Consider the following 26,754-nt stretch of genomic DNA (forward strand, 5'->3'; position numbering starts at 1 on the left):
GGAGTGCAAGGAGCGTCCGGTGGCCCTGCCTGAGCCTGATCTGACCGCTGATCTGACGCCCGAGCAGTTGCTGACCACAACACGCAGCGTCCGTAAGCGGCTCGACCTGGACCGCCCGGTCGAGCCGGCGCTGATCGACGAATGCCTGCGGACCGCGCTGCAGGCCCCGAGTGGGTCGAACCGGCAGGGCTGGCACTGGCTCGTGGTGACCGACCCCGACCTGCGGGCCGGAATCGCCGACGCGTACCGCAAGGGTGCCGCCGGATATCTGGCCGCCGCGGACCGGGCCAATACCGAGCAGTACGAGGGCGAGCGTGCCGCGACCCAGGCCCGGGTCACCGATTCCGCCCGCTTTCTCGCGGAGAACCTGCACCGGGTGCCGGTTCTGGTCATTCCGTGCATCGAGGGTGACGCCGCCTCGGTGCCCGCCGCGCAACAGGCCGGTTTCTGGGGTTCGCTGCTGCCCGCGGTCTGGAGCTTCATGCTCGCCGCGCGGCTGCGCGGGCTCGGCACCGCTTGGACGACCCTGCATCTGGCCCATGCCGGGGAGGTGGCGGAGCTCCTGGGTATTCCGCCCGGTTACACCCAGGGTGCGCTGGTGCCGGTCGCCCACACCGTCGGCACCGGTTTCCGCCCGGCGTCCCGGGAGCCGCTGGAGACCGTCCTGCATCGCGACCGCTGGTAGCGCCGTAGCTGGTAGCGCGGTAGCGGTACCGGTTTTGCGCCCCCCTGCCGCCTCTCAGCGCAGGGGGGCGGGGTGCGCGGCGAAGAAGTCCCAGATGCGCGTGGTCGCGTCGAGGGCGTCCGACGGCTCGTCCGCTCCCAGCAGCTGCGTGAGGGGCTTCGCGTCGCTGCCGGGCCACTGGTGGCCCGCGCCGTCGATCGTGACCAGCTCGACCGCACGGCCGTCGGGACAGGCCGCGGCGGACGTCGTCAGCACACCCTCGACGGTCACCGACAGCTGCGGGCAGTCGTCGATCGCACGCCAGGCGGCGGCCACCTCAGGAACGGGCGGGCCGTCGATGCCCGGGTACCGACGGCTGAACGGGTCGCCCTGCTCACCGTCGTACCGGATAGATTTGTCCTCGGTGCCGTGAATGTGCAGGACGGAGGCCTTCGCCGCCGACGAGCAGTCGACCAGCATCGTCGTCGAAACAGCCGCGACCGCGGCGAACAGATCGGTCTCGCAGGCCATCCGATAGGCCATCGCGCCGCCGTTGGAGATCCCGGTGACGAACACCCGGCGCGGGTCGACGTCGATCCGGCCGCCCAGCGTCGTGAGGACGTCCCGCAGGAACGCGACATCGTCCACGTTGTCACCCGCGGCGGGGCCGCAGCAGGTGCCACCGGCGTTCCAGGAGCGGCTGGTCCCGTCGGGAAACACGGCTAGGAAACGCCCGGCGTCGGCGGCATCATCCCACCGGTAGCTGTTCTCGGCCTGCGTTCCGCTGCCGTACCCGCCGTGCAGCATGACGACCACGGGCACCTGGCCGGTGAGCCCGGAGGGCCGGTAGAGGTGAACCATCCGCTCCTCCTTCGCCCCTGCCACCGTCAACGCGAAGCTCGACCGACCCGTCGGAATCGGTGCCCCGGCGCCCGGCTGCGAGGGTACCGACGGGGAATCCGAACCGCCGAGGCGCTGCCGTAAGGGACCGGAGCTGCGCGCCCCCGAGTCACAGGACACGAGGAGAGCGACCAGCACGGCCGCCATGAGCAGTGCGGCTCCCAGAACGGCCCGCCGATGTGCGCGGAGCACCGAGATCGACATGCCGTCAGAATAGGCAAGTACCTTGCCTATTTGCAATGGCACGATACCTCCGTGAGCCAGATGTTCCGGCCGGTCGCCGCGCAGACGACACCGGCCCTGCTGCAGAGAGTCGCCAGGCTGCAAGCCGCCCGGGTGGCCGAGGGCTTCGCCGCCGCCGGGCTCACCGGCCTGCGCCCAGGCCACGCGCTACTGCTCGTGCCCCTGCTGGGCGGGGGTCGCCGCGTCTCCGAGCTCGCCGAGGGCCTCGGCGTGACCAGGCAGGCGACAGCCCAGGTGGTGACCACCCTGGAGCGGGGCGGGTATGTCGAGCGGATCGCCGATCCCGACGACGGCCGAGCCCGGCTGGTGCAGCTGACAGCCGCCGGCCTGGCGGCGTTGCGCGCGATGCGCCGCACCGCGGTCGCCGTCGAGCAGGAGTGGTCGGAGCTCCTCGGCCCCGACGGCCTCGACCAGCTCCGCACTCTGCTGGTGGCGCTCGTGGCCGGAGACGGCGGCTTCACCGAACCCTGAGCCGGGTTTCGGCGCCGCCCGCCACCGACTGCGCGGCCGACGCCGACCGCGTCGCGGTGAGGCAGCGCGGACGTTGCGGCGCGGAGGTTGCGGCGCGGCCGGTGCGCCTTTTCCATCTCGCGGTGCATGGACACGGATGCCGCGGGTCCGCGCCGACGCCGGAAAAGACCCGGTCTGGTTGCTCGTGCTTCCGCGCGTGTGCTAGACAGGTGCCCAACACGTATTGGGCACTCGCCCAAGAGTTTTCTGACGCGCGCGGCGCCACTCGGAGGGAGAGCGGGTTGACCGACTGGAAGACGATCGATTTCTTCAATGACGAATCGCTCGTCGAAAACCCGTATCCGTATTTTGACGATCTACGTGCCACCTGCCCGGTGCTGCCGCTGCCGCATCTCGGGGTCGTCGCGGTGACCGGCTATGCCGAGGCCACCGAGGTGTACCGCGACGTCGACACCTTCTCCTCATGCAACTCGGTGGTCGGCCCCTTCGCGGTCTTCCCCGTGCCGCTGGAGGGTGACGACGTCGGCGCCATCATCGACGAGCACCGTGACCAGTTGCCGATGAACGAGCACATGGTCACCATGGACCCGCCGATGCATACCAACGAGCGTGCGCTCGTCATGCGGATGCTGACACCGAAACGGCTGCAGGAGAACGAGGAGTTCATCCAGGGGCTGGCCGGCCGGCAGCTCGACGAGTTCATCGACGACGGCAGGTGCGAGTTCATCCGCGCCTACGCGCAGCCGTTCGCGATGCTCGCGGTGGCCGACGTCCTGGGTGTCCCCGAGGCCGACCACGAGCGTTTCCGGAAGGGCTTCGGGCTGAGCACCAGCCCCGGCCAGATCGGCGCCGGCGGGGAGTCCGACGGCGAGCTGAACGCGCTGGGCTGGCTGGACAACTGGTTCAGCAAGTACATCGAGGACCGCCGCCAGAACCCGCGCAACGACGTCCTGACCCAGATGGCGACGGCGACGTATCCCGACGGGAGCATTCCGGAGGTGATCGCGGTCGTCCGTGCCGCGACCTTCCTGTTCGCCGCGGGGCAGGAGACCACCGCCCGGCTGCTCGGTGCGGTGCTGAAGTACCTCGCCGAGAACCCGGAGGTCCAGGACGAGCTGCGGGCGAACCGTGAGCTGATCCCCGACCTGATCGAGGAGTCGCTGCGGGTCGAGAGCCCGGTCAAGGCCGACTTCCGGCTGGCGCGGCGGAACACGACGGTCGGCGGCGTCGAGGTGGCGGCGGGTACCCCGGTCATGCTCCTCAACGGGGCGGCGAACCGCGATCCGCGCCATTTCGAATGCCCGGCCGAGTTCCGGCACGACCGCAAGAACGTCCGCCAGCACATCGCGTTCGGCCGTGGGGTCCATTCCTGCCCCGGTGGGCCGCTCGCCCGTGTCGAGGCGCGGATCAGCCTGGAGCGCATCCTCGACCGCACCCGCGACATCCGGCTTTCCGAGGAGCATCACGGCCCGGCCGGCGAGCGCCGGTTCAAGTACGAGCCGACCTGGGTGCTGCGCGGCCTGACCGAGCTGCACCTGGAGTTCACCCCGGTCACGAGCGGATCCGCCTGAGCCGCCTGAGCCGCAGATGACGTGGGGGCGGTCAGGCCCGGGACCGGATCGGTTCCGGGCCTGACCGCCCCTGCTGTTCAGAGCGCGACCAGGTCATGCCGCCGCCGCTCCTCGAGATACGGCAGCGTCTCCTTTTTCAGCCAGTGCTCGAAATACTCCGACGAGGCGTGCGCGGTGACCGCCGCCGCGTCGACGTACTCCTCGTAGATCGCGAAGACCGCCGGATCCCGCGGCGACCGGCAGACGTTGTACGCGAGGTTTCCCGGCTCGGCCCGGGTGGGTTCCACCATCCGCGCCAGAGAATGCGCGACGTGCTCCTCGAAACCGGGCTTCACCTTATAGTGCACAATTATCACGGACGACATCTTCTCTCCTGCTGCTCGCGGCTTCTTCGAGGGCCCACCCATCATGGCCGCCGATCGGCCTGACCCGGCCTCTTCGTCCACACCGGCCCGCACGTGGACCGTAAACCTTAGTTTGCCGGTTTATGGTCTTCACTGTTCTGATCCGACTCCTAGGCTCGGTTCCTACCTGCCGAAGGGCCGTTTGGCCCCCAGGTTGCAGGTCTCCAGGATTCGAGAGGACGGTCGGAGTTGATGCCACCAAGGGCGGTGCCACGGCTCGTCGGCGGGCAGTGGCTGATGCCAGCCGACGGCCGGCACATCGACGTCGTCGACCCGGCGGACGTACGCCGGGTCGTCGGGCGGGTTCCGGCGATGTCCGCGGCGGAGGTGACCGAGCTCTACGACGCGGCGGTGCTGGGAGCACGCCGGTGGCGCGCCACCGGACTGCTCGGCCGCGCCCAGGTGCTGATCGACGCGGCCGCCGACCTGCGCGGACGTCGCGAGGAGATCGCCGCCGACCTGGTGGCCGAGATGGGCAAGACCCTCGCGGAGGCCACGGTCGAGGTCACCAAGGCCGCTGACTTCTTCGACTACTACGCGAGCATGGCCCGTCAGCCCTACGGGCACCTGCTGGCCGACAGCCGCCCGGGCACCGAGACATCCGTGCGCTCGGAGCCGCTCGGGGTGGTCTGCCTGATCACCCCGTGGAACGACCCGTTGCTGACCCCGGCCCGCAAGGCCGCCCCGGCCCTGATCGCGGGCAACGCCGTCGTCCTCAAGCCGGCGTCCGAGACACCGCTGGTCGCGGTGCACCTCGCCCGTTCCCTGCACGACGCCGGTCTGCCCGCCGGGGTGCTCGGGCTCGCCCTCGGACGCATCAGCGAGATCGAGGCGGCGCTGCTGGACGACCCGCGGATCGCCGCGGTGTCGTTCACCGGGAGCACGGCGGTCGGACGAATCCTCAGGCGTCGGCTCGCCGACCGCACCGTGCGGGTACAGGCCGAGCTCGGTGGCAAGAACGCCTCGGTGGTCCTCGCCGACGCCGATCTGGCGCTCGCCGTCCCGACCGTCGCCGCGGCGTCGTTCGGGCAGACCGGGCAGCGCTGCACCGCCACCAGCCGGGTGATCGTCGACCGCAAGATCGCGGACGAGTTCATCGCCGGTCTGGTCCAGGCCACCGAGGCGATCCCCTACGGTCCCGGCACCGATCCGGACGTCGTGGTGGGCCCACTCGTCAGCCGGCGCCACCGCGACGACGTCCTGGGCCACATCGAGCGCGCCCGTCAGGAGGGAGCGGTGATCGCCACCGGCGGGACGACCCCGGCGGACGGCCCGCTGGCCCACGGCTGTTTCGTCACCCCGACCGTCATCACCGAGGTCACCCCGGCGATGGGAATCTGGCGCGACGAGGTGTTCGGCCCGGTCCTCGCCGTGGGAGTGGTGGATGGTTTCGACGCGGCGGTGGCCGCCGCGAACGACTCCGCCTACGGCCTGGCCGCCTCCATCTTCACCCGCGACCTCGGCCACGCCCACGCCTTCGCCGACCGGGTGGACACCGGGCAGGTGTCGGTGAACCTGCCGACCTCGGGCTGGGACGTCCACATGCCCTTCGGGGGTTTCGGTGACTCCGGCGGGTCGACGGTCAAGGAGCAGGGCTACGAGGGCCTCCGCTTCTACTCGCGGGTCAAGACCGTCGCGATGCGAAGCGAGCCGGGCTCATGACCGCGGCTGGCACGGCCCGTGAACGGGTCGGGGTGGTCGGCGGTGGGCTCGTCGGCCTCGCGGTCGCCCGCCGGCTGGCCCAGCTCGGCCGGGAGGTCGTCGTCTTCGAGAAGGAGGACGCGCTCGCGACCCACCAGTCCGGGCACAACTCCGGCGTCGTGCACGCCGGGCTCTACTACCAGCCGGGCTCGCTGAAGGCGACGCTGTGCCGTCGCGGTGTCGCCCTGCTGCGCGAGTTCTGCGCCGAGCACGACCTGGAGTTCCGGGAGATCGGGAAGGTCGTCGTCGCCCGCGACGACCTGGAGGCCGGGCGGCTGCGGGCCATCGAGGGCCGCGCGCGGCACAACGGCGTTCCCGGCATCCGCTGGCTTGACCAGGCCGGACTGCGCGAGCTGGAGCCGAACGTCACCGGGGTGGCCGCGCTGCACTCACCGACCACCGCCATCGTCGACTACCCGGCGATCGCCCGGGCCATGGCGGAGGACGTCGCCGCCGCCGGCGGCCAGATCCTGCTCGCCACCACGGTCACCGCGATCAGCCCGGCCGGCGCCGACGCGGTCACCGTCACGGCCGGCTCCCGGGCCGCCGGTTCCCAGACCCACCAGCTGGGCCAGGTCGTGCTGTGCGCGGGGCTGCAGGCGGATTCGGTGGCCCGGCTCGCCGGCGACGACCCGGGGCCGGCCATCGTGCCGTTCCGCGGCGAGTACTACCGGCTGGTGCCCGCGCGGACCGGGCTGGTCCGCGGGCTGGTCTACCCGGTTCCCGACCCGGCCTACCCGTTCCTGGGCGTGCACCTCACCCCGCGGGTCGACGGGAACGTCGACATCGGCCCGAACGCGGTGCTCGCGCTGGCGCGTGAGGGCTACCGGCGCCGCGACCTGCGCCTGGGCGACCTCGCGGCCGTACTGCGCTGGCCCGGGGCGCGCAGGCTGTTCCGCCAGCACTGGCGGGCCGGCCTCGGGGAGATGCGCGGATCGCTGTCCAGGCGGGTCTTCCTCGCGGCGGCCCGGGAATACGTCCCTGACCTGCGGACGTCCGACGTCGTCCGCGCGCCGGCCGGGGTCCGCGCGCAGGCCGTCGACGCCGACGGCTCCCTGGTGGACGACTTCCGCATCAGCAGGCTCGGCCCGGTGACCGCGGTGCGCAACGCCCCGTCGCCGGCCGCGACCTCGTCGCTGGCGATCGCCGAGCACGTCGTCGACCAGATCGCCGCGCGTCAGCCTTCCTGACCACGACCTTCTCTCCGTTTTCTCTCCGTAGTTCCCGCGTTCAGTTCCCACGTTCCCAGCGGTGGCCCGGTGGGCGCCGCACCCGTCCCCCATCCCGAATCGAGGACGCCACAGATGTTCATCGTCGACTCGCAGATCCACGTCTGGCTCGAGGAGACCCCCGACCGGCCGTGGGTGCCCGGGGCCCGCGAGCGGATCCGTCTCAACGGGCACCGCGAAGAGGCGTTCAGCTATGAGGAGGCGCTCCGGCTGATGGACGCCGCCGGGGTCAACCGGGCGCTCATCCTGCCGCCGTCCTGGGAGGGTGACCGCATCGACTACGCCCTCGAGGCGTGCGAGGCGCACCCGGACCGTTTCGGGATCATGGCCCGGATCCCGCAGAACAAGCCGGCCGAGGGCGCGGCGATGATGCGCGACTTCGCGCAGAACCCGTACGTGAAGGGCACCCGGCTGACGTTCCACCGGCCGATCGACCGCAACTGGATGATCGACGGCACGAACGACTGGTACTGGCCGCTGGCCGAGGAGCTGGGCATCAGGACGATGGTGCACGCGCCGATCTGGAAGGCCGAGCTGGGCGCGATCGCGGCCCGCCACCCCGGCCTGCGCATCATCATCGACCACATGGGGATCATGGCCCGCTGCGTCGACGACGCCATCGGCTACTGGGTCAAGGAGACCGCCGACCTGCACAAACACCCCAACATCTACGTCAAGGTCTCCGCCGTCCCGGGCTATTCGACCCAGCCGTTCCCGAACCTCAACCTCGCGAAGTACGTTCGCGAGATGGTCGACGCGATGGGTCCGCAGCGCTGCTTCTGGGGCACGGACCTGACCCGTCTCATGGGCCACGGCCTGACCTACGCCGACACGATCGCGCAGTTCACCGAACACTTCGGCTTCACCGCCGAGGAACTCGAGTGGATCATGGGCCGTGGGATCTGCGAGTGCCTCGAATGGCCGATCTCGGACGCCCCCCTCGCGGTCGGCACGAGCGCCGGCGGCACGGAGGCGGCATCGTGACGGACCTGACGGACGAGAAGGACCGCAAGGACGGCGGGGAGGCGATCCTCGAGGCCTGCCGGAGCCTTGGGGTCGATGTCATCTTCTCCTCGCCGGGCTCCGAGTGGGCGCCGGTGTGGGAGGCGCTCGCCCGGCAGGAGAAGAACGGCACGCCTGGGCCGCGTTACCTCGATCTGCTGCACGAGACCCTCGCCGTGGCGATGGCGACCGGGTACGGGCTGGTGACCGGCCGGCCTCAGATGGTCCTGCTGCACGCGGTGCCCGGTCTCTTACAGGGTGCCTGCGGCATCCACGGCGCGCTGCTGGCCAACGTCGCGATGGTCGTCTGCTCGTCCGAGTCGATCACCTACGGCGAGACCGAGACCGATCCCGGTTCGCAGTGGTACCGCAACCTGTCCATCGTCGGCGGCACGCAGGCGGTCGCCGCACCCTTCGTCAAGTGGTCCACCCAGGTCGGCAGCGTGTCCACGCTGTACGGCTCCGTGGTCCGGGCCGCCGAGATCGCCCGCCGGGGGCCGGCCGGTCCGGTGTACCTCAACGTCCCGGTCGAGGTCCTGCTCGAACCATGGGAGCCGGCGGCGACGGCCGTCCGGCCCGTGGCCCTGCCGGGCAGCCGGGTCAGCACCGAGCCCGAGCTGGCCGAGGCCGCCCGCCGGCTCGTCGCCGCCGAGCGCCCGGTCATCGTCACCGAGTCGGCCGGCCGGCATCCCGACGGCTTCGCCGCGCTCGTCGACCTCGCCGAGCTGCTCTCGATCCCCGTCGTCGAGCCGCAGTCAGCGGTGTGCGCCAACTTCCCGCGCACCAGTGAGCTGCACCGCGGCGGCGAGGGCGGCGCGCTGTTCGCCGAGGCCGACCTGATCGTCCTGGTCTGCTGCCGTGCGCCCTGGTACCCACCCAGCAACCGCCCCGCGGACGCCGAGGTACTCGTCATCGACGACGTCCCGCACCGTCCGTACAGCGACTACCAGGTCCTCACCGCCGACCAGTACCTGGAGGGCGATGTCGGGCCGACGCTGCGAGCGTTGGTCTCGGGCGTCTTGGAGCTCGGTGTCGACGACGAGCGGGTCGCCGCCCGGCGCGCCGCCCTCGCCGCTCCCCGACCGGCACGGGCCGCCGCCGGCGCCGGCCTCGACGCCGCGGCCGTGGTCAGGGAACTGCGCGACCTGATCGACCCGCGAGCCGCCGTCGTCGACGAGACGATCACGCACAGCCGGGCGATCGCGCAGCATCTGCGGGCCGAGGAGCCGGGCCGGTACTCCTACGTCCAGGGCGGCCTCGGCCAGGGGCTCGGTGTGGCGCTCGGAGTCAAGCTCGCCGATCCGGATCGTGAGGTCGTCCTCACGATCGGCGACGGCTCGTTCCTCTACAACCCGATCGTGCAGTCCCTCGCGGCGTCGCGCGCTCTCGGCCTCCCGCTGCTGGTGGTGGTCTTCAACAACCGGCAGTACCGGTCGATGAAGCTCAACCACCTGCGCTTCTACCCGCAGGGCACCGCGGTCACCGAGGACGACTTCCGCGGTGTGGACCTCACCGACCAGCCCGATCTGGCCTCCCTGGTCACACCGTTCGAGATGGCGGGGCACACCGTCACCAGGCCCGAGGAGCTACGCCCCGTCCTCGAGGCGGCGCTGGCAGGTGTCCGGGCCGGCGTCACCGCGCTGGTCGACGTGCATCTCCCGCTGTAGCCGCCGCCCGCCGGCCGGGCGAAGCCGGGCCACAGCCTCGGTCCCGGCCCGTTCGCTCCCTGTTCGTTCACTCGGCCTCGTCGCAGTCCGTCCGGCGCGCGTTCGCCGGACGGACGGTGGGGCGAGCGTCGCCGCCATCGCCGCCATCGCCGCCTGAGCCATCGGAGGTTCCCCATGCCTGCCCCCCGCACCATCGTGCCGGACAAGGCGTTGCGCACACTCGTCAGTGACATCTTCGTCGCGGCCGGCACCAGCCGCGAGCACGCCGACACGATCGCGGACGTCCTGGTGTGGGCGAACCTGCGCGGTGTCGACTCGCACGGAGTCTCCCGCATCCCCCGCTACCTCGAGCTGTTCGAGAAGGGCGAGGCGAACCCGCGGCCCCAGATCGCGGTCGACGAACTGCGGTCGGCCGTCGCGGTGATCGACGCGGACTCGGCCCCCGGCCCGGTGGCGCTGTCGATGGCCATGCACCAGGCCGTCAGCATGGCCCGCTCGAGCGGCATCGCCTGGGTCGCCGTGCGCGGCACGGTGCACACCGGCGCGATCGGCTACTACACCGAATGCGCCGCCCAGTACGGGATGGCCGGCCTCGGCATCGTCGCCGGCGTACCGAACATGGCCTACAGCGGCAGCACCGGCGCCGGTGTGGCGACCAGCCCGCTCTCCGTCGCGGTGCCCGCCGGGCGCCATCCGATCGTCCTGCTCGACATGGCGACGGCGGTCATCGCGCTCGGCCGGATCGCCCAGCACAGGAGCAGTGGGCGGCCGCTGCCCGAGGGCGCCGCCCTGACGAAGGACGGCCGGCCCACCACCGACCCGGCCGAGGCCGCCGTGCCCCTGCCGATGGGCGGCGCGAAGGGCGCCGGGATGTCGCTCGTCTTCGAGCTGCTGACCAGCGGCCTCACCGCCAACCCGATCGTCAGCCCGTTCCACAGCGGTAGCCCGGAGGGCCGGCGGCACCGGCAGAACGCGGCCCTGCTCGCCGTCGACATCTCGGCGTTCCTGCCCGTCGACCAGTTCCGGGGAATCGTCGACGAGACGGTCGACGCCATCAAGAGGCTGCCCGCGAACGACCCGTCCGCGGAGATCCTCGTCCCCGGGGAGCGGGGCACCCGCACGTTCGCCGACCGGCTCACCGGCGGCATCCCACTGCCCGTTCCGATGGTCAACAAGCTCTGCGACCAGGCCGCCGCGCTCGGTGTGGCGATCCCGGACGGTGTGCGCCCGGCCTGACCACCCCGCCCGGAAACACGCCGCCCTCCTGGTCGCCATGGCGTCCAGGAGGGCGGGAACGGTGTGCGGACGGCTCAGTCGTTGACCAGGCTCAGTCGTTGACCATGCTCAGTCGTTGACCAGGCTCAGTCGTTGACCATCCTGTCGGCCTCCGACAGATGCTCGACGGTCTGGCCGGTCGCCATGAAGGTGCGTGTCACGAACGCCGAGTCGTATACCCACAGAATCGTCATCGGAACGTCCCCGATGTTGCGGAAGAGATGCGGAATTCCGGCTTCGACATAGGTGGTGTCGTGGGGTTCCAGCGCGGTCAGCTGACCGTCGATCTCAACTTCGGCGAGACCGCTCAGCAGCGTCACGTGCTCGACGCAGTTATGCGTGTGCAGCGGCGCTCCGGAGCCCACCGGGTAGGTGCTGATACCGGAGGTCAGCGTTGTTTTCTCGATGGCGCTGGACCTGGTGATCAGCGGTATCGTGCACACGGCACCACCACGATCGAGGCGCGTGACGTTTCGCGTCCTGATGATCGTCATCTCGAGTCCTCAGCTCTCTGTGTCAAGCCCCCGAACAGCCCGGGATCGTCCAGGTTGAGGTTAGGTGGGTCGGTCGCGGGCCACGATCGCCGATCCGGAACTCTAATGTTTCGGGGTCTTCACCAACAGCCGTCGGACAGCTCTGGACACAACGTCGAACGTTCATCATCGTTACCCCAATCACAGCTTTCGTCATGGTCGACATCGAGGAGGATGTTCGTGCGACTCAAGCCGCTGGAAACACTGTCCCCCCGGCAGGCGGAGATCAGCGATCGAATCACCAGCCGGCGCGGCGGCACCCGCGGTCCTTTCCTGGTCTGGTTGCGCAGCCCCGAGCTTTGTGAGCGGGTCGAGGCGCTCGGCGCGTTCTGCCGGTTCGAGTCGGCGCTGCCACTGAGGCTGCGGGAGCTCAGCCTGCTGATCGCCGCCCGTCATTTCGACGCGCAGTATTCCTGGAACGCGCACGTCGACAAGGCGGCGGACGCGGGCGTCGACCGCGCGGCGCTGGAGCGCCTCGCCCGCCGCGAGGACCCGGCCTTCACCGACCCGGACGAGCAGCTGCTCTACCAGTTCGCGACCGAGGTCCTCACCGAGCACTTCGTCCGCGACGAGACCTTCGCCGCGGGCCTGGCCGCGTTCGGCGAGCAGGGCCTGGTCGACCTGATCGGCAGCCTGGGCAACTTCTCGATGCTCGCGATGCTGCTCAACACCTTCCAGGTCGACCTCCAGAAGGACCGCACCGGCCCGTTCCCGGACATCTCCGGCTTCACCCGGGTCGGCCCGGTGTCGAACGGGGCGCCGTCCGCATGAGCATGGCGTCGTCCCTTCCGGGCATCCGGTCACCCCGGCGGCCCGGGCCGTCCACCGACCGGCGTGGCACGGCTGTGCTCAGCCCGGACCAGGGGGCCGCGGACGGTCACGGGCATGCGGACGGCCACGAGCACGCGGACGAGCAGGGGCACGGCGAAGGCCACGGCGCGGGGCACGGGCGCGGTCGCGGGAGGCGGCCTGGTGGGGGCGCGGGGCTCGGCCACTACGGCGCCCGCTTCGCGGTGCTGGGTGTCTGGCTCATCATGGCGGTCGTCTACGGGATCGCGGTGCCGGAGACCTTCCTGACCTCCGGCACGGCCAAGACGATCTTCGGAAGCCAGCAGGCGCTCGTCTTCCTCACCGCCGCGTTGCTGTGCACCATCTGCGTGGGCGAGTTCGTCGACCTCTCGGTCGCCGCCGTCTTCGGCCTGTCCGCGATCCTGGTCCCGGTCCTGAACGTCGACCACGGATGGAACGTGTGGCTCGCGAGCCTGGCGGCGATCGCCATCGCGACGCTGTGCGGCGCCATCAACGGCGCCCTGGTCGTCCGGCTCGGCGTGAACACCATCGTCGTGACGCTGGGGATGGGAACGCTCCTGCTCGGCATCGCGCTGTGGATCAGCAACATGACACCGATCAGCGGGCTGAGCACGGACTTCTCGAAGATCGCACTGTTCGACGTGCTGGGGCTGCCCGTGAGCTTCTACGAGGGCGTCGGGCTCATGCTGGTCTTCGCCTACGTGCTGATGCTGACGCCGCTGGGCCGCAACATGCGGTTCGTCGGCGCGAACCGCGAGGTGAGCCGGCTCGCTGGCATCCGGGTCAACCGGGTGCGGTTCGGCGCCTTCACGACGGCGGGCGCGATCAACGGTGTCGGCGGTGTCCTGGCCGCGGCGGCGACCGGCGGGTTCGACCCGACGGTCGCCAACAGCTATCTGCTGCCGACCTTCGCGGCCACGTTCCTCGGAACCGCGATCCTGCAGCCGGGTCGGTTCAACCCGCTCGGCACACTCGTCGCCGTCTACTTCCTCGCCACCGGCATCCTGGGCCTGCAGCTGCTCGGCGTGGCCGCCTGGATCTCGAACGTCTTCTACGGCGGGGTCCTCATCGTCGCTGTGACGATCTCGACGCTGTTGCATGCCCGATCCGGGAGCTGACCGACGCTCCTGGGGTCTGTGAGCCACTCCCAGTCCCAGTTCCAGCTCCGCGACCCCTGCTTCCCGCTCAGCCAGTCCCGTAGCCGCGGCCGCGGGAGTCTCCGCCTGGAGGATGAAAATGATCACTACCGCACGTGCGTCGCGATCGGCCACCCGGTTTCGCCGGGAGCGATGGGCCATGCTGGTCGCCGCCTTAACCGCGGCGGGCTTACTGGCCGGCTGCGGCTCGGACCCGGCCGACAGCGACGGCACGTCCACGGCCGGCGCTGGGGCCAGCACGGCCGCCGGTGACCTGGCCGCCAAGGTGACGGAGCTGAGCAGCCCGCGGAAGACCCTGCCGATCCCGACCGACGAGGTCGAGGGCGTCGACAGGCTGCGCGGCAGGACGGTCTACTACATTCCGATCACCCAGCAGGCCCCGGCGCTCACGGTCACGGCACGCGCGCTGACGTCCGCGCTGTCCTCCGCCGGCGTCGACGTCCACGTCTGCAACGGCAACTCCAACCCGTCGGACATCACCTCCTGTGTGAACCAGGCGACGGGCGCAGACGCCGCCGCCATCATCACCGACGCGATCCCCTACGCGCTGGCCGGCAACGCACTCGGCGCCGCCCAGAGCAAGGGCATCCCGGTTCTGATCACGAACCAGATCCCCGACTCCGCGCACCCCGCCGGCGACAGGCTGGGCTACATCGAGGGCGCCGGCAAGGCCCAGCAGCGTGCCATCGCCGACTGGATCATCGTGGACTCGGGCGGCAAGGCCAACGTCGTCATCAACGGCAGCACGGACTCGCCGTCGACCCAGGCCTATGTCGCCGCCGCGCAGGAGGAGTACAAGGCACACTGCCCGGACTGCAAGGTCAAGGTCAACAAGATCTCCTCGGCGAACTTCAGCCTGATCGCGTCCTCGACCAGCTCCGCGATTCTCACCACCCCGGGCGTCGGCTACGTGGTGTCCGAGTTCGAGCAGTACCTGCAGCCGACCCTGAACGGGGTGCAGCAGTCGGGCAAGGCGTCGTCCATCCGCGGCGCGGCGGGATCCGCTCAGATCACCGGCCTGCAGATGCTGGCCTCCGGGAAGTTCCTCCACGTCGACTCCGGCCAGGCCAACGTGTTCCAGGGCTGGGTCGACGCCGACGCGGCCATCCGGATGATGCTCGGCCTGCCGCTGCCCGAGTACGAGATCCCCATCCGGCTCTTCACCCGGGACAACGTCAAGGACATCACAGTCAGCAGTGCGGCGGAGGCAACCGGCGAGTGGTTCGGCCCGACGGACTTCCCGGCGAAGTTCCGCGCGCTGTGGGGCCTCGGATGACCGTGAAGGCGGCCGACTCCACTGCGATGACGGTGCCACGGCTGCGGATCGACCGGATCTCGAAGACGTTCGGCCGCGCCCGGGTCCTGCGCGAGGTCGGGCTCGATCTGCACCCGGGTGAGATCCACGGCCTGATCGGGCAGAACGGCTCCGGAAAGTCGACGCTGGCGAAGGTGCTCACCGGCTACCACGCGCCTGATCCGGGCGGCCAGGTCCTGGTCGACGGCACCCTGCTCCGGCTGCCCATCCGCCCGCTCGACGCGCGTGCGCACGGGCTGGCCGTCGTCCACCAGAGTCTCGGCCTGGTCAACGACTACACGGTGGTCGAGAACCTGCGGGCCGGCCGGCTGCGGGCCAGCCGGTTCTCCCGGCGGATCGACTGGAGGCACGAGCTCGCCGAGGCCCGAGAGGTCCTCGATCGTTTCGGTCGCTCCGTGCCGCTGGAGGCCAGGGTCGGATCCCTGCCCGAGGAGGACCGGGCGACCGTGGCGATCGCGCGGGCGATCCAGGACGCACGCGAAGGCTCCGGGCTGATCATCTTCGACGAGTCGACCCGGTCGCTGACCCGGCGCTCGTTGGAGCGCTTCTACGAGATGCTGGACGAAGTGGTGTCGTCCGGGACGGCGGCGCTCGTGATCACCCACCGGCTCGAGGAGGTCGTCGACGCGGCCGACCGGGTGACGGTGCTGCGCGACGGGTGCGCGGTCGAGTCGGGCCTGCCCACCGCGGGCCTGCGAGAGGCCGATCTCGCCGAGCTCGTGGTCGGGCATCGGCCCCAGGTCGCCCGCGACGTGCCCACCCACCGGCTGGGGCGTGGGCCGGCCATCGTCGAGACCGAGGCTGCCGGCGACTCACCCGGAATCTCCGGCGCCACTGACGGCTCTGCCGCCCACGCGGTCTCCGACACCGACAGGTCGGAAGGCCCCGACGGCGCCGCGCCCGCCGACAGCAACACGCCCGCCGACAGCAACGCCCCCGCTGACAGCGGCACGCCCGCCAGCGGCACCAGGCCTGCCACGATCAGGCTCACCGGAGTCTCGGGCAAGGTCCTGGACCAGGTGGATCTGTGCATCGAGCCCGGGGAGGTCCTCGGCGTCACGGGCCTCGCCGGTGCTGGCTACGAGGAGCTTCCCTACCTCGTCGCCGGGGCACGTCCCGCCCGGGCCGGCCGGTTCACCGTCGGCAGCACCGACCTGGATCTGACGGAACTCGACACCCGGCGGGCCATCGCCGCCGGCGTCGCGCTCGTTCCCGAGGGGCGCGAGCACGCCGGGCTGGCATTCGAGCTGTCGGTCGCGGAGAACATCGCGCTGCCGCGGTCGCAGGGGCACGGCGGGTGGAAACCGGTGAACCGCGCCGCGGAACACTCGATGGTGCGGCACTGGATCGGCGCGCTTGATGTCCGGCCCCCCAGGCCGTCGATGCCCGTCGGCAAGCTGAGCGGCGGCAACCAGCAGAAGGTCCTGCTCGCCAAGTGGCTTGCCACGCACCCACGGCTGCTGGCCCTGCACGAGCCAACCCAGGCGGTGGACGTCGGAGCGCGGCAGACGATCGTCGAGACGATCAGGTCGGCGGCCGCCACCGGCTGCGCGGTGCTGGTCGCGGGCTCCGACGAGAACGAGCTGGCGCTGCTGTGTGATCGGGTGCTCGTCCTGCGCGACGGCGCGGTGGCCGAGGAGCTCACCGACCGGATCTCGCCGGACGCGATCGTGGCGGCCACCTTCGCCTCGGCCGCCCGCCAGGCTCTCCGCCCCTCCGCCCGCGCACAGGCGGAGGATGTCGTTGCCACCGACAGCGATACCGCCACGTCCGGTGACACGGTTGGTGACACCGACCGTAGCGAGAGAACGGACCGCGGCGAGGCGCCGGCATCCGCGTCGGCGGCGAGCCTGACCGGCGCCGGGTAACCCGTTTCAGGGCGGGCCCGACCGGGAACGACGCCGGCCCGCATACCGCTGGGAAACGAATCTCTCACCTACCGCGACCCTGCTCCTGTCACGGTCGGTGAGAGGTTTACGACCAGTCCGGCCGGGCGTTACCATCGGAACCTTGTCTCGGCGAAAAAAGGGATTTCATAGATGGATCGCCTGACCGTAATGCGGAGCTTTGTCCGAGTCGCGGACGAAGGAAACTTCAGCCGCGCGGCACGACAGCTGAACATCTCGGGATCGCTGGTCTCCCGCCATGTCGCGGAACTCGAGAAACAACTAGACATTCGACTCGTGAACCGCACGGCGCGGGCCGTGACCCTGACCGCCGCCGGCCGGCGTTACCGCGACTTCGCGGACCGCATGCTACAGGAAATGGATGCGGAGGACGCCGCACTCCGCGGCCTGCGGGAGCGGGTGGAAGGGCCACTGGCAGTAATCTGCCCAAAATGGATCGGAAATCTCGACCTCGGCGAGGCGATCGCGGACTTCGCCGTCGACCACCCGAAGATTCACGTGCGGTTCGAGGTCGGTGGAATGTCGGACCGCCCGTTCGAGTTTCTCGACCAGGGCTACGACGTCGCCTTTCACACCCGGGATCTGCGCGACTCCACCATGCTGATCAGAAAGCTGGCGGACATCGAGTACGTGTTGTGCGCAGCGCCGGAGTACCTCGCCGCACGGCCACCGCTCAAGGATCCGCAGCAGCTCGCCGAGAACGACTGCCTCATTCATCTCAACGACCCGATCTGGCACCTGCGCGGGAACGGTCAGGAGATCCATTCGAAGGTGCCGACGGCGGTCTACTCCTCGAACAGCTATCTCACGCTGCGCAAGGCCGCCGTCCGCGGCCGGGGGCTGGCGCTGATGCCCATTCGCACCGTCTCCGCCGATCTCACGAGCGGGCTGCTCGAACGAGCCCTTCCGGACTACCAGGGACCGGCCCGGTCACTCTATGCGGTCCATTCACCCGGGGCGCACACCCTGCGCAAGGTCCGGGTTTTTCTCGACTACATCACCGCGTGGTTCACACGGAACCCGATGACGGTCAGTTCGGCCGAGCTGAGCAAACCGGCCTGAACCGAGCTGTACCGAGCCGCCTGCGCACCGGATCCGCATCATTAGCCTTCGCCGTGCGCACAGCCGGGAGGATGGTTCGACCGATACAACGGCCCTAGGCTCACCGTATCGGCGTGGGGCAGCAAAGTCGCACGTTTCCAGCTGAGGAGCACTGCACCCGTGACGATCCTGCGTATCGAACGCGCCGTCTACGCGGTCGACGATCTACCCACCTGCACAAGGTTCTTCCAGGACTTCGGCCTCACCCTGTCAGCCGCCCACGATGACGCGGACAAGGACGAGAACGAGGACCGGGCCGTGTTCACGACCCTGAGCAACCAGGCTGTCGAGCTCCGCCGGTCCGACGACCCGTCCCTTCCCCCGCCGGTCGAGCCCGGACCCACGATCCGCGAGGTGGTCTGGGGCGTCGACACGCAGGAGAACCTCGACCAGCTGGTCCGCGACCTGCGGACCGACCACGAGGTCCGGGTGGACGCCGCGGGTGTGGCGCATCTGTTCGACGAGACGGGCTTCGGCCTCGGGCTCGCCGTGGCCGCCCCCGCCGAGCCGCCGGCCGTCGAGATCCCGGTCAACCGGTTCGGCGCCGTCGGGCGCTGGAACCGGGGCCTCGACCCGTTCGCACCGGTGCGCCCGCTGCGCCTGTGTCATGTGGCGCTGAACATCCCCAAGAAAAGCTGGGAGAAGGCGGTCGCATTCTACACCGACCGGCTGGGTTTTCGCATCACCGACCAGGTGCTGCCGATGGGAACCTTCATGCGCTGCGAAGGTGACTTCGACCAGCACACCTTGTTGTTGTGTCACCGGCCCGACCGCGCCGGAATCAATCACACCTCCTACGAGGTGAACAGTTTCGACGACGTCATCCTGGGCGGGAACCAGATGATCGAGGCCGGCTGGCGCGAGGCCAGGCGGCTCGGCCGGCACACCGTCGGGTCGAACGTCTTTCGTTTTGTTCACGCGCCGTGCGGCGGGCGGGTGGAATACGCGGCTGACATGGACCGCGTCGACGACTCGTACGCGCCCCGAACACACGAGGTCACCCCGCCGCACCACCTCTGGACGCTGCAGACCAACAGGGAGAGCGCACAATGACGACGCAGCCGGGCAGCTACGAGGTGCCCGAGCCGGTTGCGGTCCCGACCGACTATCCGACCCTCGCGATGCACATCGACGGCCGCTGGACCGACGGCAGCGGTGACCGCCGCGAGGCCGTCATCAACCCGGCCACCGGCGCGCGGCTGGGCAGTGTCCCGCTGGCGGAGAAGGCCGACCTGGACGCCGCGCTCGCGGCGGCCGCCCGCGGCTACCGGATCTGGCGCGACACCCCGGTCGAGCGACGGTCGCGGATTCTGCGCCGGGCCGCGGACCTGCTGCGTGAACGCGCCCCCCAGATCGGCCGGGTGATGACGCTCGAGCAGGGCAAGGCACTGGCGGAGGCCGTCGGTGAGGTACAGCGGGTGGCGACCCTGCTCGACTGGGACTGTGAGGAGGGCCGCCGCGCCTACGGGCGGATCATCCCGACCGGGCCCGGTGAGACCCTCACCGTGCGCCGCGAACCGATCGGCCCGGTCGCCGCCTTCACGCCCTGGAACTTCCCGGCCGGCAGCCCCATGCGCAAGATCGCAGCCGCGCTGTCCGCCGGGTGCTCGATCGTGATCAAGGCCTCGGAGGAGGTGCCCGCCACCGCCTGCGCGCTGGTCCGGTGCTTCGAGGAGGCCGGGGTTCCGGCCGGGGTCCTGAACCTGGTCTTCGGCGTCCCGGCGGAGGTGTCCGAACATCTCGTCGCCTCGCCGACGATCCGGTTCGTCGCGTTCACCGGGTCGGTGCCGGTCGGCAAGAAGCTCGCCGGGCTCGCCGCCGCGGTGATGAAGCCGACGATCATGGAGCTGGGTGGGCACGCCCCGGTCATCATCTGCGACGACGTCGATCCGGCGGCCGCGGCCGCCGCCTGCGCCCGCGGCAAGTACACCAACGCCGGCCAGGTGTGCACCTCACCGAGCCGCTTCTTCGTGCACGACAGCATCCACGACGAGTTCGTCGACGCGCTCGTCAAGGCCTCCGAGGCGGTCGTGGTCGGGGACGGCCTGGCGCCGGGCGTCCAGATGGGCCCGCTGGCCAACGAGCGCCGCCGGGCCGCCGTCCGGCGCCTGGTCGACGACGCCCGCGACCGCGGCGCGGCCGTGCTGACCGGCGGTGAGGACCTCCCCGGCCCGGGTTTCTTCTACCGCCCGACCGTGCTGGCGGACGTCCCCGCCGACGCCGAGATCCTGCGGGACGAGCCGTTCGGCCCGGTGGCGCCGGTGATCCGCTTCCGCGCGCTCGACGACGCGATCGCGCAGGCGAACGCGCTCCCCTACGGCCTGGCCGCCTACGGCTTCACCCACCGGGCGGACACCGTCGCCCGGCTCACCGACGCCTTCGAGGCCGGGATCCTGTCGATCAACCATGTCGGCGGGTCCGTGCCGCAGGCGCCGTCCGGGGGCTTCAAGGAGAGCGGCCACGGGCGCGAGGGGGGATCCGAGGGCCTGGACGGCTACCTGGTCACCAAGCGCGTCTCACACCGGCTGGCGATCTGATGCGATGGTGCCGTTTCGAACGCGGTGGCGTGCCCAGCTACGGCGTCATCGTCGACGAGCAGGTCTGCCCCGTCGACGGTGACCCGTTCGCCGGGCACCGGCCCAGCGGCGAGCCCGTGGCGCTGGCCGAGGTGCGGCTGCTGGCGCCGGTGCTGCCCCCGACCTTCTTCGCCGTCGGCCTGAACTACGCCAGCCACATCGAGCACGCGCGGGAACGCGGCTACGCCCTCGCGGTGATGCCCGAGCGCCCGGAGATCGGTTACCGGGCCAACAGCGCACTGATCGGGCCCGGCGAGGCCATCGTCAAACCGGCCGACTGCACCGGCCGGTTCGAGACCGAGGGCGAGCTGGTGGCGGTGATCGGGCGCCGGGTGCGGCACTGCTCCCGCGAGCAGGCCGTCGACGCGGTGTTCGGCTGGACGATCGGCAACGACGTCAGTGCCCGGGAGTGGCAGCGCAGCGACCGCACCCTGTGGCGGTCCAAGAACAGCGACACCTTCAAGCCGATGGGTCCGTGGATCGAGACCGACGTCGACGCCCTGGCCGCCACCACCACGGTCAGCCTGGACGACACCGAGGTCGCACGGTTCGCCACCGGAGACATGATCTTCGATCCCTACGACTACATCCGCGAGATCTCCCGCTACATCACGCTCATGCCCGGCGACGTCCTGTGGATGGGCACCGAGTCGGTCGTGGCGATGGAACCGGGCCAGACCGTCGGCGTGACGATCTCCGGCATCGGCACACTGAGCAATCCGGTGGAGCTGGAGAAGTCGTCAGCAGCGGCCGAGGAGAAATGATGAGCAACCGACCCGCCTATATCCATCACGTCAACTTCCCGACCACCGACCCGGAGCGCACGAAGGCCTGGTACTCGAAGGTTTTCGGGCTCAAGGCGATCACCCCGAAGAGCAACACCAGGGTGGTCCTGATGACCCGCGGGAACTTCGACCTGCATTTCACCCCGGTCGAGGAGATGGACCGCATGTCGCCCTACCACTTCGCCATGGAGGTGGAGGACTGGGACGGCTTTCTCGCCCACCTGCACGAACTGGGCGTCCGGCACACCCGGCCCATCGAGCGGCCCGAGAACAACTCGAAGTTCTGCTACATCCACGACCCCGACCACACCATGATCGAGATCGTCTACCACGGCAACCGCCCCGGGGCCGGTGGCGGAGCGCCGCCCCGCCAGGCCGCCGCACCCGCACCCACCCCCGCGGCCGCACCCGCCTTCATCGCCGACTCCGCCGACTCCGCCGCCAAGGGAGCGTGACCCATGCCCACCACGACGTCCTCGGACGGCACCGGGATCTACTACGAGGTGCACGGCAGCGGCCCGGCCGTCCTGTTCGTGCACGGTTCGGGCGGGCACCACGCCGCCTGGTGGCAGCAGGTTCCCGTGCTGCGCGACCGGTTCACCGTCATCACCCTCGACCTGCGCGGTTTCGGCCGTTCGGACTCCACCATGGACGAGTTCGACAGCCGGGCGTTCCCCGATGACATCACCGCCGTTCTCGTCGACTCCGGGGTGGAGCGCGCGGTGCTGGTCGGGCAGTCCATCGGGGCCGCGGCGGCGCTGCGGGCCGCGCTGCGCCAGCCCGGCCTCGCCGCCGGCGTGGTGCTCGCGCACTCGCTCGGCGGCATCGACCATCCCGACCTGGCCGCACGGGTCCAGGCCGACCGGGCCGAGGCGGTGAAGCTGCCCGTCCTGGACCGGCTGCTCACTCCCCGCTTCCAGGCCGACGAGCAGGAGAAGACGTTCCTGTTCCGGCAGATGGGCACCTTCAACACCGCGAAGATGGCGGATCTTCGCAATCTCAACACCGACGGCCCGACCGTCGCCGAGCTCGCCGGCTCCGGCATTCCGCTCTGTTTCCTCGCCGGGGAGAACGACGCGGTGCTGCGCCCGGACACCGTCCGCGCCGCGGCGGCACTTCTCCCGAGCGCGACGCTGGAACTCGTCCCGGCCGCGCCGCACTCGATGTACTGGGAGGCGCCCGACCTGTTCAACGCCGCCCTCATCCGCTTCCTGGAAAAGGCGTACGCCACGGAACTCACGACCGCTGGAGCGTCGGCATGACCCTGCTGTTCAGTGCTGCCCGGACCCTCGTGGACGACGCCCGGGAGCGCGCGCTCGAACTGGGCAAGGCGCTGAGCATCGCCGTCGTCGACTACGGCGGCTTCACCGTTCTGGTGGAGCGGATGGACGGCGCCCGGCCCATGACGCCGGCCATCGCCCTGTCGAAGGCCTACTCGGCGGCCGTCATGCAGCGGCCGACCGAGATGCTGGAGAACTGGCGCCAGTCCGACCCGGTCTTCTTCACCCAGGTGGGACGGATGGGACAGCACCCCATCGTCGCCACCAAGGGTGGCTACACGCTCAAGCGGGACGGCGCGATCCTCGGCGGGATCGGCATCTCCGGCGGCAGTCCAGACGAGGACCAGCAGATCTGCGAAGCCGTCGTCGCGGCCGCCGGCTTCGCCGTCGACTTCCCGGCCTGGGCCGGGGCACGCCGGGAGGCGAACGGACATGGCTGACGACTTCAAGTACCACATCGACCACCACGCGAGCCTGCTGCCACCGGCCGAGCTGGTCGAGACCCGGGCGGCACAGCTGCGCGGAGCCGTCGACGGTGCGGCGCTGCTGGCCGCCGAGGAGACCGCGATCAGCCAGGCGCTGCTCGCCCAGCGCCGGCTGGGCCTGGCCGCGCTCAGCGACGGGGAGTTCCGCCGGCGCAACCATCTGTCCGTCGTCTACGACGGGGTCGCCGGGTTCGCCGACAGGCCGCTGCCCGGCGGCGCGTTCGCCGACCTCGTCGGCATCGCACACGCGCCGGAGGTCCGCGGGCTGACCGATCGCCCGGTCGGGCAGGGCCGGCTGGCCAAGCACGAGGCCGACTATCTGCTGTCCGGCACCGACCGCCCGACGCTGGTGGCGCTACCGTCCCCGGGCTTCCTCGCCGAGCTGTCCGGAGGCGTCGCCGTCACCGGCGGTGAAGCCGGGCAGGGCGGGACATCCGGGACGGCCGGGCGGGTCGAGCAGGTCGAGCAGGTCGGTGCGGATCTCGCGCGGATCCTGGGCGCGGAGATCGCCGCCCTGGCCGCCGACGGCATCCGTTACGTCCTGCTGACCAACCCCGCGTACACCTTCCTGCTCACCGAGCAGGGGCGGTCGCAGGCCCGGTCGCGCGGCATCGATCCGGACTCGACCATCGAACGGATGTCGCAGGTCGACGCCCAGGTCCTCGCCGGCCTGGAGACACCGGCGGAGTTCCGTGTCGGCCTCGACATCACCACCGCCGGTGCGGTCGGCGGTGGCTACGACCCGGCTGCCGTCGAGCGGTTCCTGGGCGGCCTGGGATTCGGCCGGCTGTGCGTCGAATACCCGGCGGCACCCGCGGAGCGTTTCCCGCTCGGGCAGCTGCCCGCCGGGCTGGTGATGTCACTCGGCATCGTCGACGTCGACGACCCGGAGCTGGAGCCCGTCGACGAACTGGTCGGCCGGATCGACGACGCGGCCGACCTGATCGACGTCGACGACATCGCGATCTCGACGAACGGCGGGTTCCACGCCACGGCCGTGCCGCTGGACGCGGCCCACCAGCGCGCGAAGCTGCAGCGGGTCGAGATGGTCGCCCGCTACTTCTGGGGCAACGAGCTCTGACCGCCCGCCCGGCGGGGCCGGATCTCGTCTCCGCCGGGCGCGTGCGACCTGTCGAACAGCGGGCATGCATGGAGAGGAGAGTGTTCGGCAGAAGCTGCCGGCAGGAAGGTCAGCACTGTGAACAACGAACCGCAGATCGCCGCCGCGGATCGCGCCCGGCGCCGCGAGCGGCTGGAACACAGCGTCCAGCAGCTGTCCGACGCGCAGGTCCAGGCCGATGAGGACGAGTTCCGCCTCGGCCTGGCGGCACTGCGCGAGTTCAGCCACAACCACGGCCACACCCGGGTCCCGGACGGTCAGCTGGACCCGAGCGGCTTCCCCCTCGCGACCTGGGTCGCCGGTCAGCGCGTGGCGCACCTGGAGGATCGGCTCCCACCGGCGCGACGGTCCGCGCTGGAACGGATCCCCGGCTGGCAGTGGGAGCCGGCCACGCAACGCTGAACGGGCCGCGCACCGAGGAACCGGCGCAACGGCGCAACGGCGGACCACCGCACCGTGGTCGCGGTGGTCCGCCGCGTGATGAGAACATCCGCAGCATGGGCCCAAGCAGGCGTGCGCTGCTGATCGCGACCATCACCGCGGCCGGTGGTCTTCCCACAGCCTGCGGGACGGATTCCCAGCCCTCCCACGGCCTCGTCGTCAGTGACTCCCCACGCTCGGTCGGCACTGCGGCCACGCCCGTTTCGCCACCTGCTTCGCTTTCCACGTCCACGCCCGGCGCCGCGGCGACCCGTGGTCCGGTCGAGGTGCGTCGGACGAGGTTCGCGAGCGCCGCGCGGGGCCGTGAGGTCGGCATGGCGGTGGTCGCGCCGCGCGTCGCGGACGGACTGGGGGTCTGCCTCGTCCTGCATGGGCGCGGTGACGACGCTGCGCGGGCCGTCTCCCTGCTCGGGCTGGAAGCCCAGCTCGGCACGGTGCTCGCGGCCGGGGCGGCACCGTTCGCGCTCGTCACCCTGGACGGCGGCGAGACGTACTGGCATCGCCGGGCCTCCGGCGACGACCCGGAGACCATGATCCTCGACGAGGTCCTGCCGCGGCTCGACCAGCTGGGTCTGCGTACCAGCCGGATCGCGGTGACGGGCTGGTCGATGGGCGGTTACGGCGGGTTGCTGCTCGCGCACCGCCACCCCGAGCGGGTCGTCGCCGTGGCCGCGAGCAGCCCGGCGATGTGGCATTCCTACGGTGCCAGCGCCCCCGGCGCGTTCGACTCGAAGGCCGACTTCGCCGCCCACCCGGTGCTGGGAACCGCGCCCGCCCCCGGCGTGGCCTACCGGATCGACTGCGGCGAGTCGGATCCCTTCATCAGCGTCTCCCGCGAGGCCGCTGTGACGCTGCGGGCGCAGGAACGGAACTTCGGGCCCGGCGGCCACACTCCCAGCTACTGGCGTTCCGTCACGCCGGCCCAGCTGACCTTCGTCGGTGCGGCGCTGGCCCGCACCGCCTGACCGCCGCGGCTGGGACACCCACGTCGAGCGGAGCCACGATCCGCCCCGGCGGCCTCGGCCTGCTCGGTGGTGGGAGCACCGAGCAGGCCGAGGAGTCAGTTGGCCGGGCGTCGCCGTCGGGGCCGCAGGTGCGGGGATCGATGCCGTTCAGCACGCGGGCACGACGGGCCGGGCCGGCCGGGCGGACAGCCGCTCCCGGCCGAAGATCGCGCGCAGCTGCGCCAACGGCACCGTTCCCCGGGCGATCTCGCGCCGGATCCGCCGGATCCCGCGCAGGTCGGCGAGGGCGGTCGAGACGATGTCGACCCGGCTGTCCGGATCGTCGATCCAGTCGACGGTCGTCTCGTGGATGCGCATCCCGCACCGCTCCGCCAGGACCAGCAGCTCGGTGTCGAAGAACCATCCGTTGTCGGCCACGTGGGGCAGCAGCGCGGCGGCGACGTCGGCCCGGATGGCCTTGAAGCCGCACTGCGCGTCGGTGAAGTGCACCCGCAGCGTCGCACGCAGCAGCAGGTTGTAACAGCGGGAGATGACCTCCCGCTTCGGACCGCGCACCACCCGCGAGCCGCGGGCCAGCCGGCTGCCGATCGCCAGCTCCGAATGGCCTGACAGCAGCGGCGCGAGCAGCGGGAGCAGCGCGGCGAGATCGGTGGACAGGTCGACGTCGCAGTAGGCGAGCACCGCCGCGTCGGAGGCCGCCCACACCGTGCGCAGTGCCCGGCCGCGGCCCTTGGCGTCAAGGTGCGTCACGGCGACACCGGGCAGTTCGGCGGCGAGTCGCTGTGCCGTGGCCAGGGTCGTGTCGGTGCTGGCGTTGTCCGCGATCGTGATGCGGAACGGGTAGGGGAAGGTCGCGCTCAGATAGGTGTGCAGCCGCCGCACGCCCGGAGCGAGATCCCGCTCCTCGTTGTACACGGGAACGACCAGGTCGAGCACCGGGGCGAGCCCCTCCCCGCCCGGTGCCGCAAGCGCCGTCCCAAGGGCTGCCACCGCCGCCCCGGCAACCGTGGCCCCGACAGCCGTGGCCCCGACAACCGTGGCCCCGGCCGTCGTCACCGCGGGCGTGGAGCCGACGTCCGGGGCCGGGAGCGTCCCGTCGGTGTTCGAGGCCCCGCCGTTGTGGCGACGCGCGGCCGGCACCCCGGCGACCGG

24 protein-coding genes and 2 pseudogenes are annotated in these 26,754 nt (G+C 70.9%); 22 read left to right on the plus strand and 4 right to left on the minus strand.

Going from position 1 to position 26,754, the window contains the following annotated elements; translation table 11 throughout:
- The first annotated feature begins 19 nt into the window (after positions 1-19).
- Positions 20-685, plus strand: coding sequence for a nitroreductase family protein (locus ACG83_RS18360; RefSeq protein WP_152991436.1), 666 nt, complete (start codon positions 20-22; stop codon positions 683-685).
- Positions 686-739: 54 nt separating this feature from the next.
- Here ACG83_RS18360 and ACG83_RS18365 read toward each other — a convergent pair whose 3' ends face one another.
- Positions 740-1,810 carry a PHB depolymerase family esterase gene (locus ACG83_RS18365; protein ID WP_235498000.1) on the minus strand — a complete coding sequence of 357 codons (1,071 nt, stop codon included), beginning with the start codon at positions 1,808-1,810 and terminating at the stop codon, positions 740-742.
- An 18-nt stretch (positions 1,811-1,828) separates the two neighbouring features.
- On the opposite strand from ACG83_RS18365, the gene ACG83_RS18370 reads away from it, so the two are divergent.
- The gene (locus ACG83_RS18370) at positions 1,829-2,278 is read left to right on the plus strand and encodes a MarR family winged helix-turn-helix transcriptional regulator (RefSeq protein ID WP_054567887.1); all 450 of its coding nucleotides are present in this window, start codon (positions 1,829-1,831) and stop codon (positions 2,276-2,278) included.
- A 281-nt stretch (positions 2,279-2,559) separates the two neighbouring features.
- Positions 2,560-3,849: a cytochrome P450 gene (locus tag ACG83_RS18375; protein ID WP_054567454.1), complete on the plus strand. Its 1,290-nt coding sequence runs from the start codon at positions 2,560-2,562 to the stop codon at positions 3,847-3,849.
- Positions 3,850-3,926: 77 nt separating this feature from the next.
- On the opposite strand, the gene ACG83_RS18380 is transcribed toward ACG83_RS18375, so the two are convergent.
- Positions 3,927-4,214, minus strand: a complete 288-nt coding sequence (locus tag ACG83_RS18380; RefSeq protein WP_054567455.1) for a putative quinol monooxygenase — start codon at positions 4,212-4,214, stop codon at positions 3,927-3,929.
- A 231-nt stretch (positions 4,215-4,445) separates the two neighbouring features.
- On the opposite strand from ACG83_RS18380, the gene ACG83_RS18385 reads away from it, so the two are divergent.
- From ACG83_RS18385 to ACG83_RS18405, 5 genes are all read left to right on the plus strand, one after another.
- Positions 4,446-5,915, plus strand: coding sequence for an aldehyde dehydrogenase (locus ACG83_RS18385; RefSeq protein WP_083473353.1), 1,470 nt, complete (start codon positions 4,446-4,448; stop codon positions 5,913-5,915).
- Complete coding sequence (lhgO, locus tag ACG83_RS18390) at positions 5,912-7,144, plus strand: L-2-hydroxyglutarate oxidase (RefSeq protein ID WP_054567457.1); 1,233 nt, start codon at positions 5,912-5,914, stop codon at positions 7,142-7,144. Before ACG83_RS18385 ends, lhgO begins: the two co-directional genes overlap by 4 nt.
- 114 nt (positions 7,145-7,258) lie before the next feature.
- Complete coding sequence (locus ACG83_RS18395; RefSeq protein ID WP_054567458.1) at positions 7,259-8,167, plus strand: amidohydrolase; 909 nt, start codon at positions 7,259-7,261, stop codon at positions 8,165-8,167.
- Positions 8,164-9,852, plus strand: coding sequence for a thiamine pyrophosphate-dependent enzyme (locus tag ACG83_RS18400; RefSeq protein ID WP_054567888.1), 1,689 nt, complete (start codon positions 8,164-8,166; stop codon positions 9,850-9,852). The genes ACG83_RS18395 and ACG83_RS18400 overlap by 4 nt, the downstream gene beginning before the upstream one ends.
- Before the next feature lie 174 nt (positions 9,853-10,026).
- The gene (locus ACG83_RS18405; protein WP_054567459.1) at positions 10,027-11,088 is read left to right on the plus strand and encodes an Ldh family oxidoreductase; all 1,062 of its coding nucleotides are present in this window, start codon (positions 10,027-10,029) and stop codon (positions 11,086-11,088) included.
- A gap of 125 nt (positions 11,089-11,213) precedes the next feature.
- Here ACG83_RS18405 and ACG83_RS18410 read toward each other — a convergent pair whose 3' ends face one another.
- Positions 11,214-11,621, minus strand: coding sequence for a cupin domain-containing protein (locus ACG83_RS18410; protein WP_054567460.1), 408 nt, complete (start codon positions 11,619-11,621; stop codon positions 11,214-11,216).
- A gap of 213 nt (positions 11,622-11,834) precedes the next feature.
- Between ACG83_RS18410 and ACG83_RS18415 the strand changes: the two genes are divergently transcribed.
- The 14 genes and pseudogenes from ACG83_RS18415 (at position 11,835) to ACG83_RS18480 (ending at position 25,602) form a co-directional block, all read left to right on the plus strand.
- On the plus strand, positions 11,835-12,431 hold the full coding sequence (locus tag ACG83_RS18415) for a carboxymuconolactone decarboxylase family protein (RefSeq protein ID WP_063793124.1): 597 nt from the start codon (positions 11,835-11,837) through the stop codon (positions 12,429-12,431).
- Positions 12,428-13,588, plus strand: coding sequence for an ABC transporter permease (locus ACG83_RS18420; RefSeq protein WP_054567461.1), 1,161 nt, complete (start codon positions 12,428-12,430; stop codon positions 13,586-13,588). The genes ACG83_RS18415 and ACG83_RS18420 overlap by 4 nt, the downstream gene beginning before the upstream one ends.
- Positions 13,589-13,706: 118 nt before the next feature.
- Complete coding sequence (locus tag ACG83_RS18425) at positions 13,707-14,903, plus strand: substrate-binding domain-containing protein (protein ID WP_054567462.1); 1,197 nt, start codon at positions 13,707-13,709, stop codon at positions 14,901-14,903.
- Complete coding sequence (locus ACG83_RS18430) at positions 14,900-16,810, plus strand: sugar ABC transporter ATP-binding protein (protein ID WP_054567463.1); 1,911 nt, start codon at positions 14,900-14,902, stop codon at positions 16,808-16,810. Before ACG83_RS18425 ends, ACG83_RS18430 begins: the two co-directional genes overlap by 4 nt.
- A 171-nt stretch (positions 16,811-16,981) precedes the next feature.
- Positions 16,982-17,911 (plus strand): LysR family transcriptional regulator, encoded by a 930-nt coding sequence (locus ACG83_RS18435; RefSeq protein WP_054567464.1) that lies wholly within the window; start codon positions 16,982-16,984, stop codon positions 17,909-17,911.
- 159 nt (positions 17,912-18,070) lie between these two features.
- A complete protein-coding gene (locus tag ACG83_RS18440; RefSeq protein WP_054567465.1) occupies positions 18,071-19,003 on the plus strand; it encodes a VOC family protein in 933 nt (310 codons plus the stop codon).
- Positions 19,000-20,487, plus strand: a complete 1,488-nt coding sequence (locus tag ACG83_RS18445; RefSeq protein WP_054567466.1) for an NAD-dependent succinate-semialdehyde dehydrogenase — start codon at positions 19,000-19,002, stop codon at positions 20,485-20,487. The genes ACG83_RS18440 and ACG83_RS18445 overlap by 4 nt, the downstream gene beginning before the upstream one ends.
- Complete coding sequence (locus ACG83_RS18450; protein ID WP_054567467.1) at positions 20,487-21,290, plus strand: fumarylacetoacetate hydrolase family protein; 804 nt, start codon at positions 20,487-20,489, stop codon at positions 21,288-21,290. The genes ACG83_RS18445 and ACG83_RS18450 overlap by 1 nt, the downstream gene beginning before the upstream one ends.
- Positions 21,290-21,655: pseudogene (locus tag ACG83_RS18455) on the plus strand (VOC family protein); the annotation flags it as partial. The gene ACG83_RS18450 and the pseudogene ACG83_RS18455, both read left to right, overlap by 1 nt.
- A 114-nt stretch (positions 21,656-21,769) precedes the next feature.
- Positions 21,770-22,573: an alpha/beta fold hydrolase gene (locus ACG83_RS18460; protein WP_054567469.1), complete on the plus strand. Its 804-nt coding sequence runs from the start codon at positions 21,770-21,772 to the stop codon at positions 22,571-22,573.
- Positions 22,570-23,031 carry a heme-binding protein gene (locus tag ACG83_RS18465; RefSeq protein ID WP_054567470.1) on the plus strand — a complete coding sequence of 154 codons (462 nt, stop codon included), beginning with the start codon at positions 22,570-22,572 and terminating at the stop codon, positions 23,029-23,031. Before ACG83_RS18460 ends, ACG83_RS18465 begins: the two co-directional genes overlap by 4 nt.
- Positions 23,024-24,157, plus strand: coding sequence for a hypothetical protein (locus ACG83_RS18470; RefSeq protein ID WP_054567471.1), 1,134 nt, complete (start codon positions 23,024-23,026; stop codon positions 24,155-24,157). Before ACG83_RS18465 ends, ACG83_RS18470 begins: the two co-directional genes overlap by 8 nt.
- Before the next feature lie 117 nt (positions 24,158-24,274).
- A complete protein-coding gene (locus ACG83_RS18475) occupies positions 24,275-24,598 on the plus strand; it encodes a helicase associated domain-containing protein (RefSeq protein ID WP_054567472.1) in 324 nt (107 codons plus the stop codon).
- A gap of 95 nt (positions 24,599-24,693) precedes the next feature.
- On the plus strand, positions 24,694-25,602 hold the full coding sequence (locus ACG83_RS18480) for an alpha/beta hydrolase family protein (RefSeq protein ID WP_054567890.1): 909 nt from the start codon (positions 24,694-24,696) through the stop codon (positions 25,600-25,602).
- Between the two features lie 168 nt (positions 25,603-25,770).
- Here ACG83_RS18480 and ACG83_RS18485 read toward each other — a convergent pair.
- Positions 25,771-26,592, minus strand: a pseudogene (locus ACG83_RS18485) (glycosyltransferase); the annotation flags it as partial.
- Positions 26,593-26,754 lie beyond the last annotated feature (162 nt).

The sequence above is a fragment of the Frankia sp. R43 genome (genome assembly GCF_001306465.1).
Lineage (GTDB): Bacteria > Actinomycetota > Actinomycetes > Frankiales > Frankiaceae > Parafrankia > Parafrankia irregularis.

Excerpts from the sequence above, each read along its gene's own strand:
- ACG83_RS18370 (WP_054567887.1), top strand. The coding sequence starts at position 1,829 with ATGTTCCGGCCGGTCGCCGCGCAGACGACACCGGCCCTGCTGCAGAGA.
- ACG83_RS18380 (WP_054567455.1), bottom strand. The coding sequence starts at position 4,214 with ATGTCGTCCGTGATAATTGTGCACTATAAGGTGAAGCCCGGTTTCGAG.
- ACG83_RS18385 (WP_083473353.1), top strand. The coding sequence starts at position 4,446 with ATGCCACCAAGGGCGGTGCCACGGCTCGTCGGCGGGCAGTGGCTGATG.
- lhgO (WP_054567457.1), top strand. The coding sequence starts at position 5,912 with ATGACCGCGGCTGGCACGGCCCGTGAACGGGTCGGGGTGGTCGGCGGT.
- ACG83_RS18395 (WP_054567458.1), top strand. The coding sequence starts at position 7,259 with ATGTTCATCGTCGACTCGCAGATCCACGTCTGGCTCGAGGAGACCCCC.
- ACG83_RS18405 (WP_054567459.1), top strand. The coding sequence starts at position 10,027 with ATGCCTGCCCCCCGCACCATCGTGCCGGACAAGGCGTTGCGCACACTC.
- ACG83_RS18410 (WP_054567460.1), bottom strand. The coding sequence starts at position 11,621 with ATGACGATCATCAGGACGCGAAACGTCACGCGCCTCGATCGTGGTGGT.
- ACG83_RS18415 (WP_063793124.1), top strand. The coding sequence starts at position 11,835 with ATGTTCGTGCGACTCAAGCCGCTGGAAACACTGTCCCCCCGGCAGGCG.
- ACG83_RS18420 (WP_054567461.1), top strand. The coding sequence starts at position 12,428 with ATGAGCATGGCGTCGTCCCTTCCGGGCATCCGGTCACCCCGGCGGCCC.
- ACG83_RS18425 (WP_054567462.1), top strand. The coding sequence starts at position 13,707 with ATGATCACTACCGCACGTGCGTCGCGATCGGCCACCCGGTTTCGCCGG.
- ACG83_RS18430 (WP_054567463.1), top strand. The coding sequence starts at position 14,900 with ATGACCGTGAAGGCGGCCGACTCCACTGCGATGACGGTGCCACGGCTG.
- ACG83_RS18435 (WP_054567464.1), top strand. The coding sequence starts at position 16,982 with ATGGATCGCCTGACCGTAATGCGGAGCTTTGTCCGAGTCGCGGACGAA.
- ACG83_RS18445 (WP_054567466.1), top strand. The coding sequence starts at position 19,000 with ATGACGACGCAGCCGGGCAGCTACGAGGTGCCCGAGCCGGTTGCGGTC.
- ACG83_RS18450 (WP_054567467.1), top strand. The coding sequence starts at position 20,487 with ATGCGATGGTGCCGTTTCGAACGCGGTGGCGTGCCCAGCTACGGCGTC.
- ACG83_RS18460 (WP_054567469.1), top strand. The coding sequence starts at position 21,770 with ATGCCCACCACGACGTCCTCGGACGGCACCGGGATCTACTACGAGGTG.
- ACG83_RS18465 (WP_054567470.1), top strand. The coding sequence starts at position 22,570 with ATGACCCTGCTGTTCAGTGCTGCCCGGACCCTCGTGGACGACGCCCGG.
- ACG83_RS18470 (WP_054567471.1), top strand. The coding sequence starts at position 23,024 with ATGGCTGACGACTTCAAGTACCACATCGACCACCACGCGAGCCTGCTG.
- ACG83_RS18480 (WP_054567890.1), top strand. The coding sequence starts at position 24,694 with ATGGGCCCAAGCAGGCGTGCGCTGCTGATCGCGACCATCACCGCGGCC.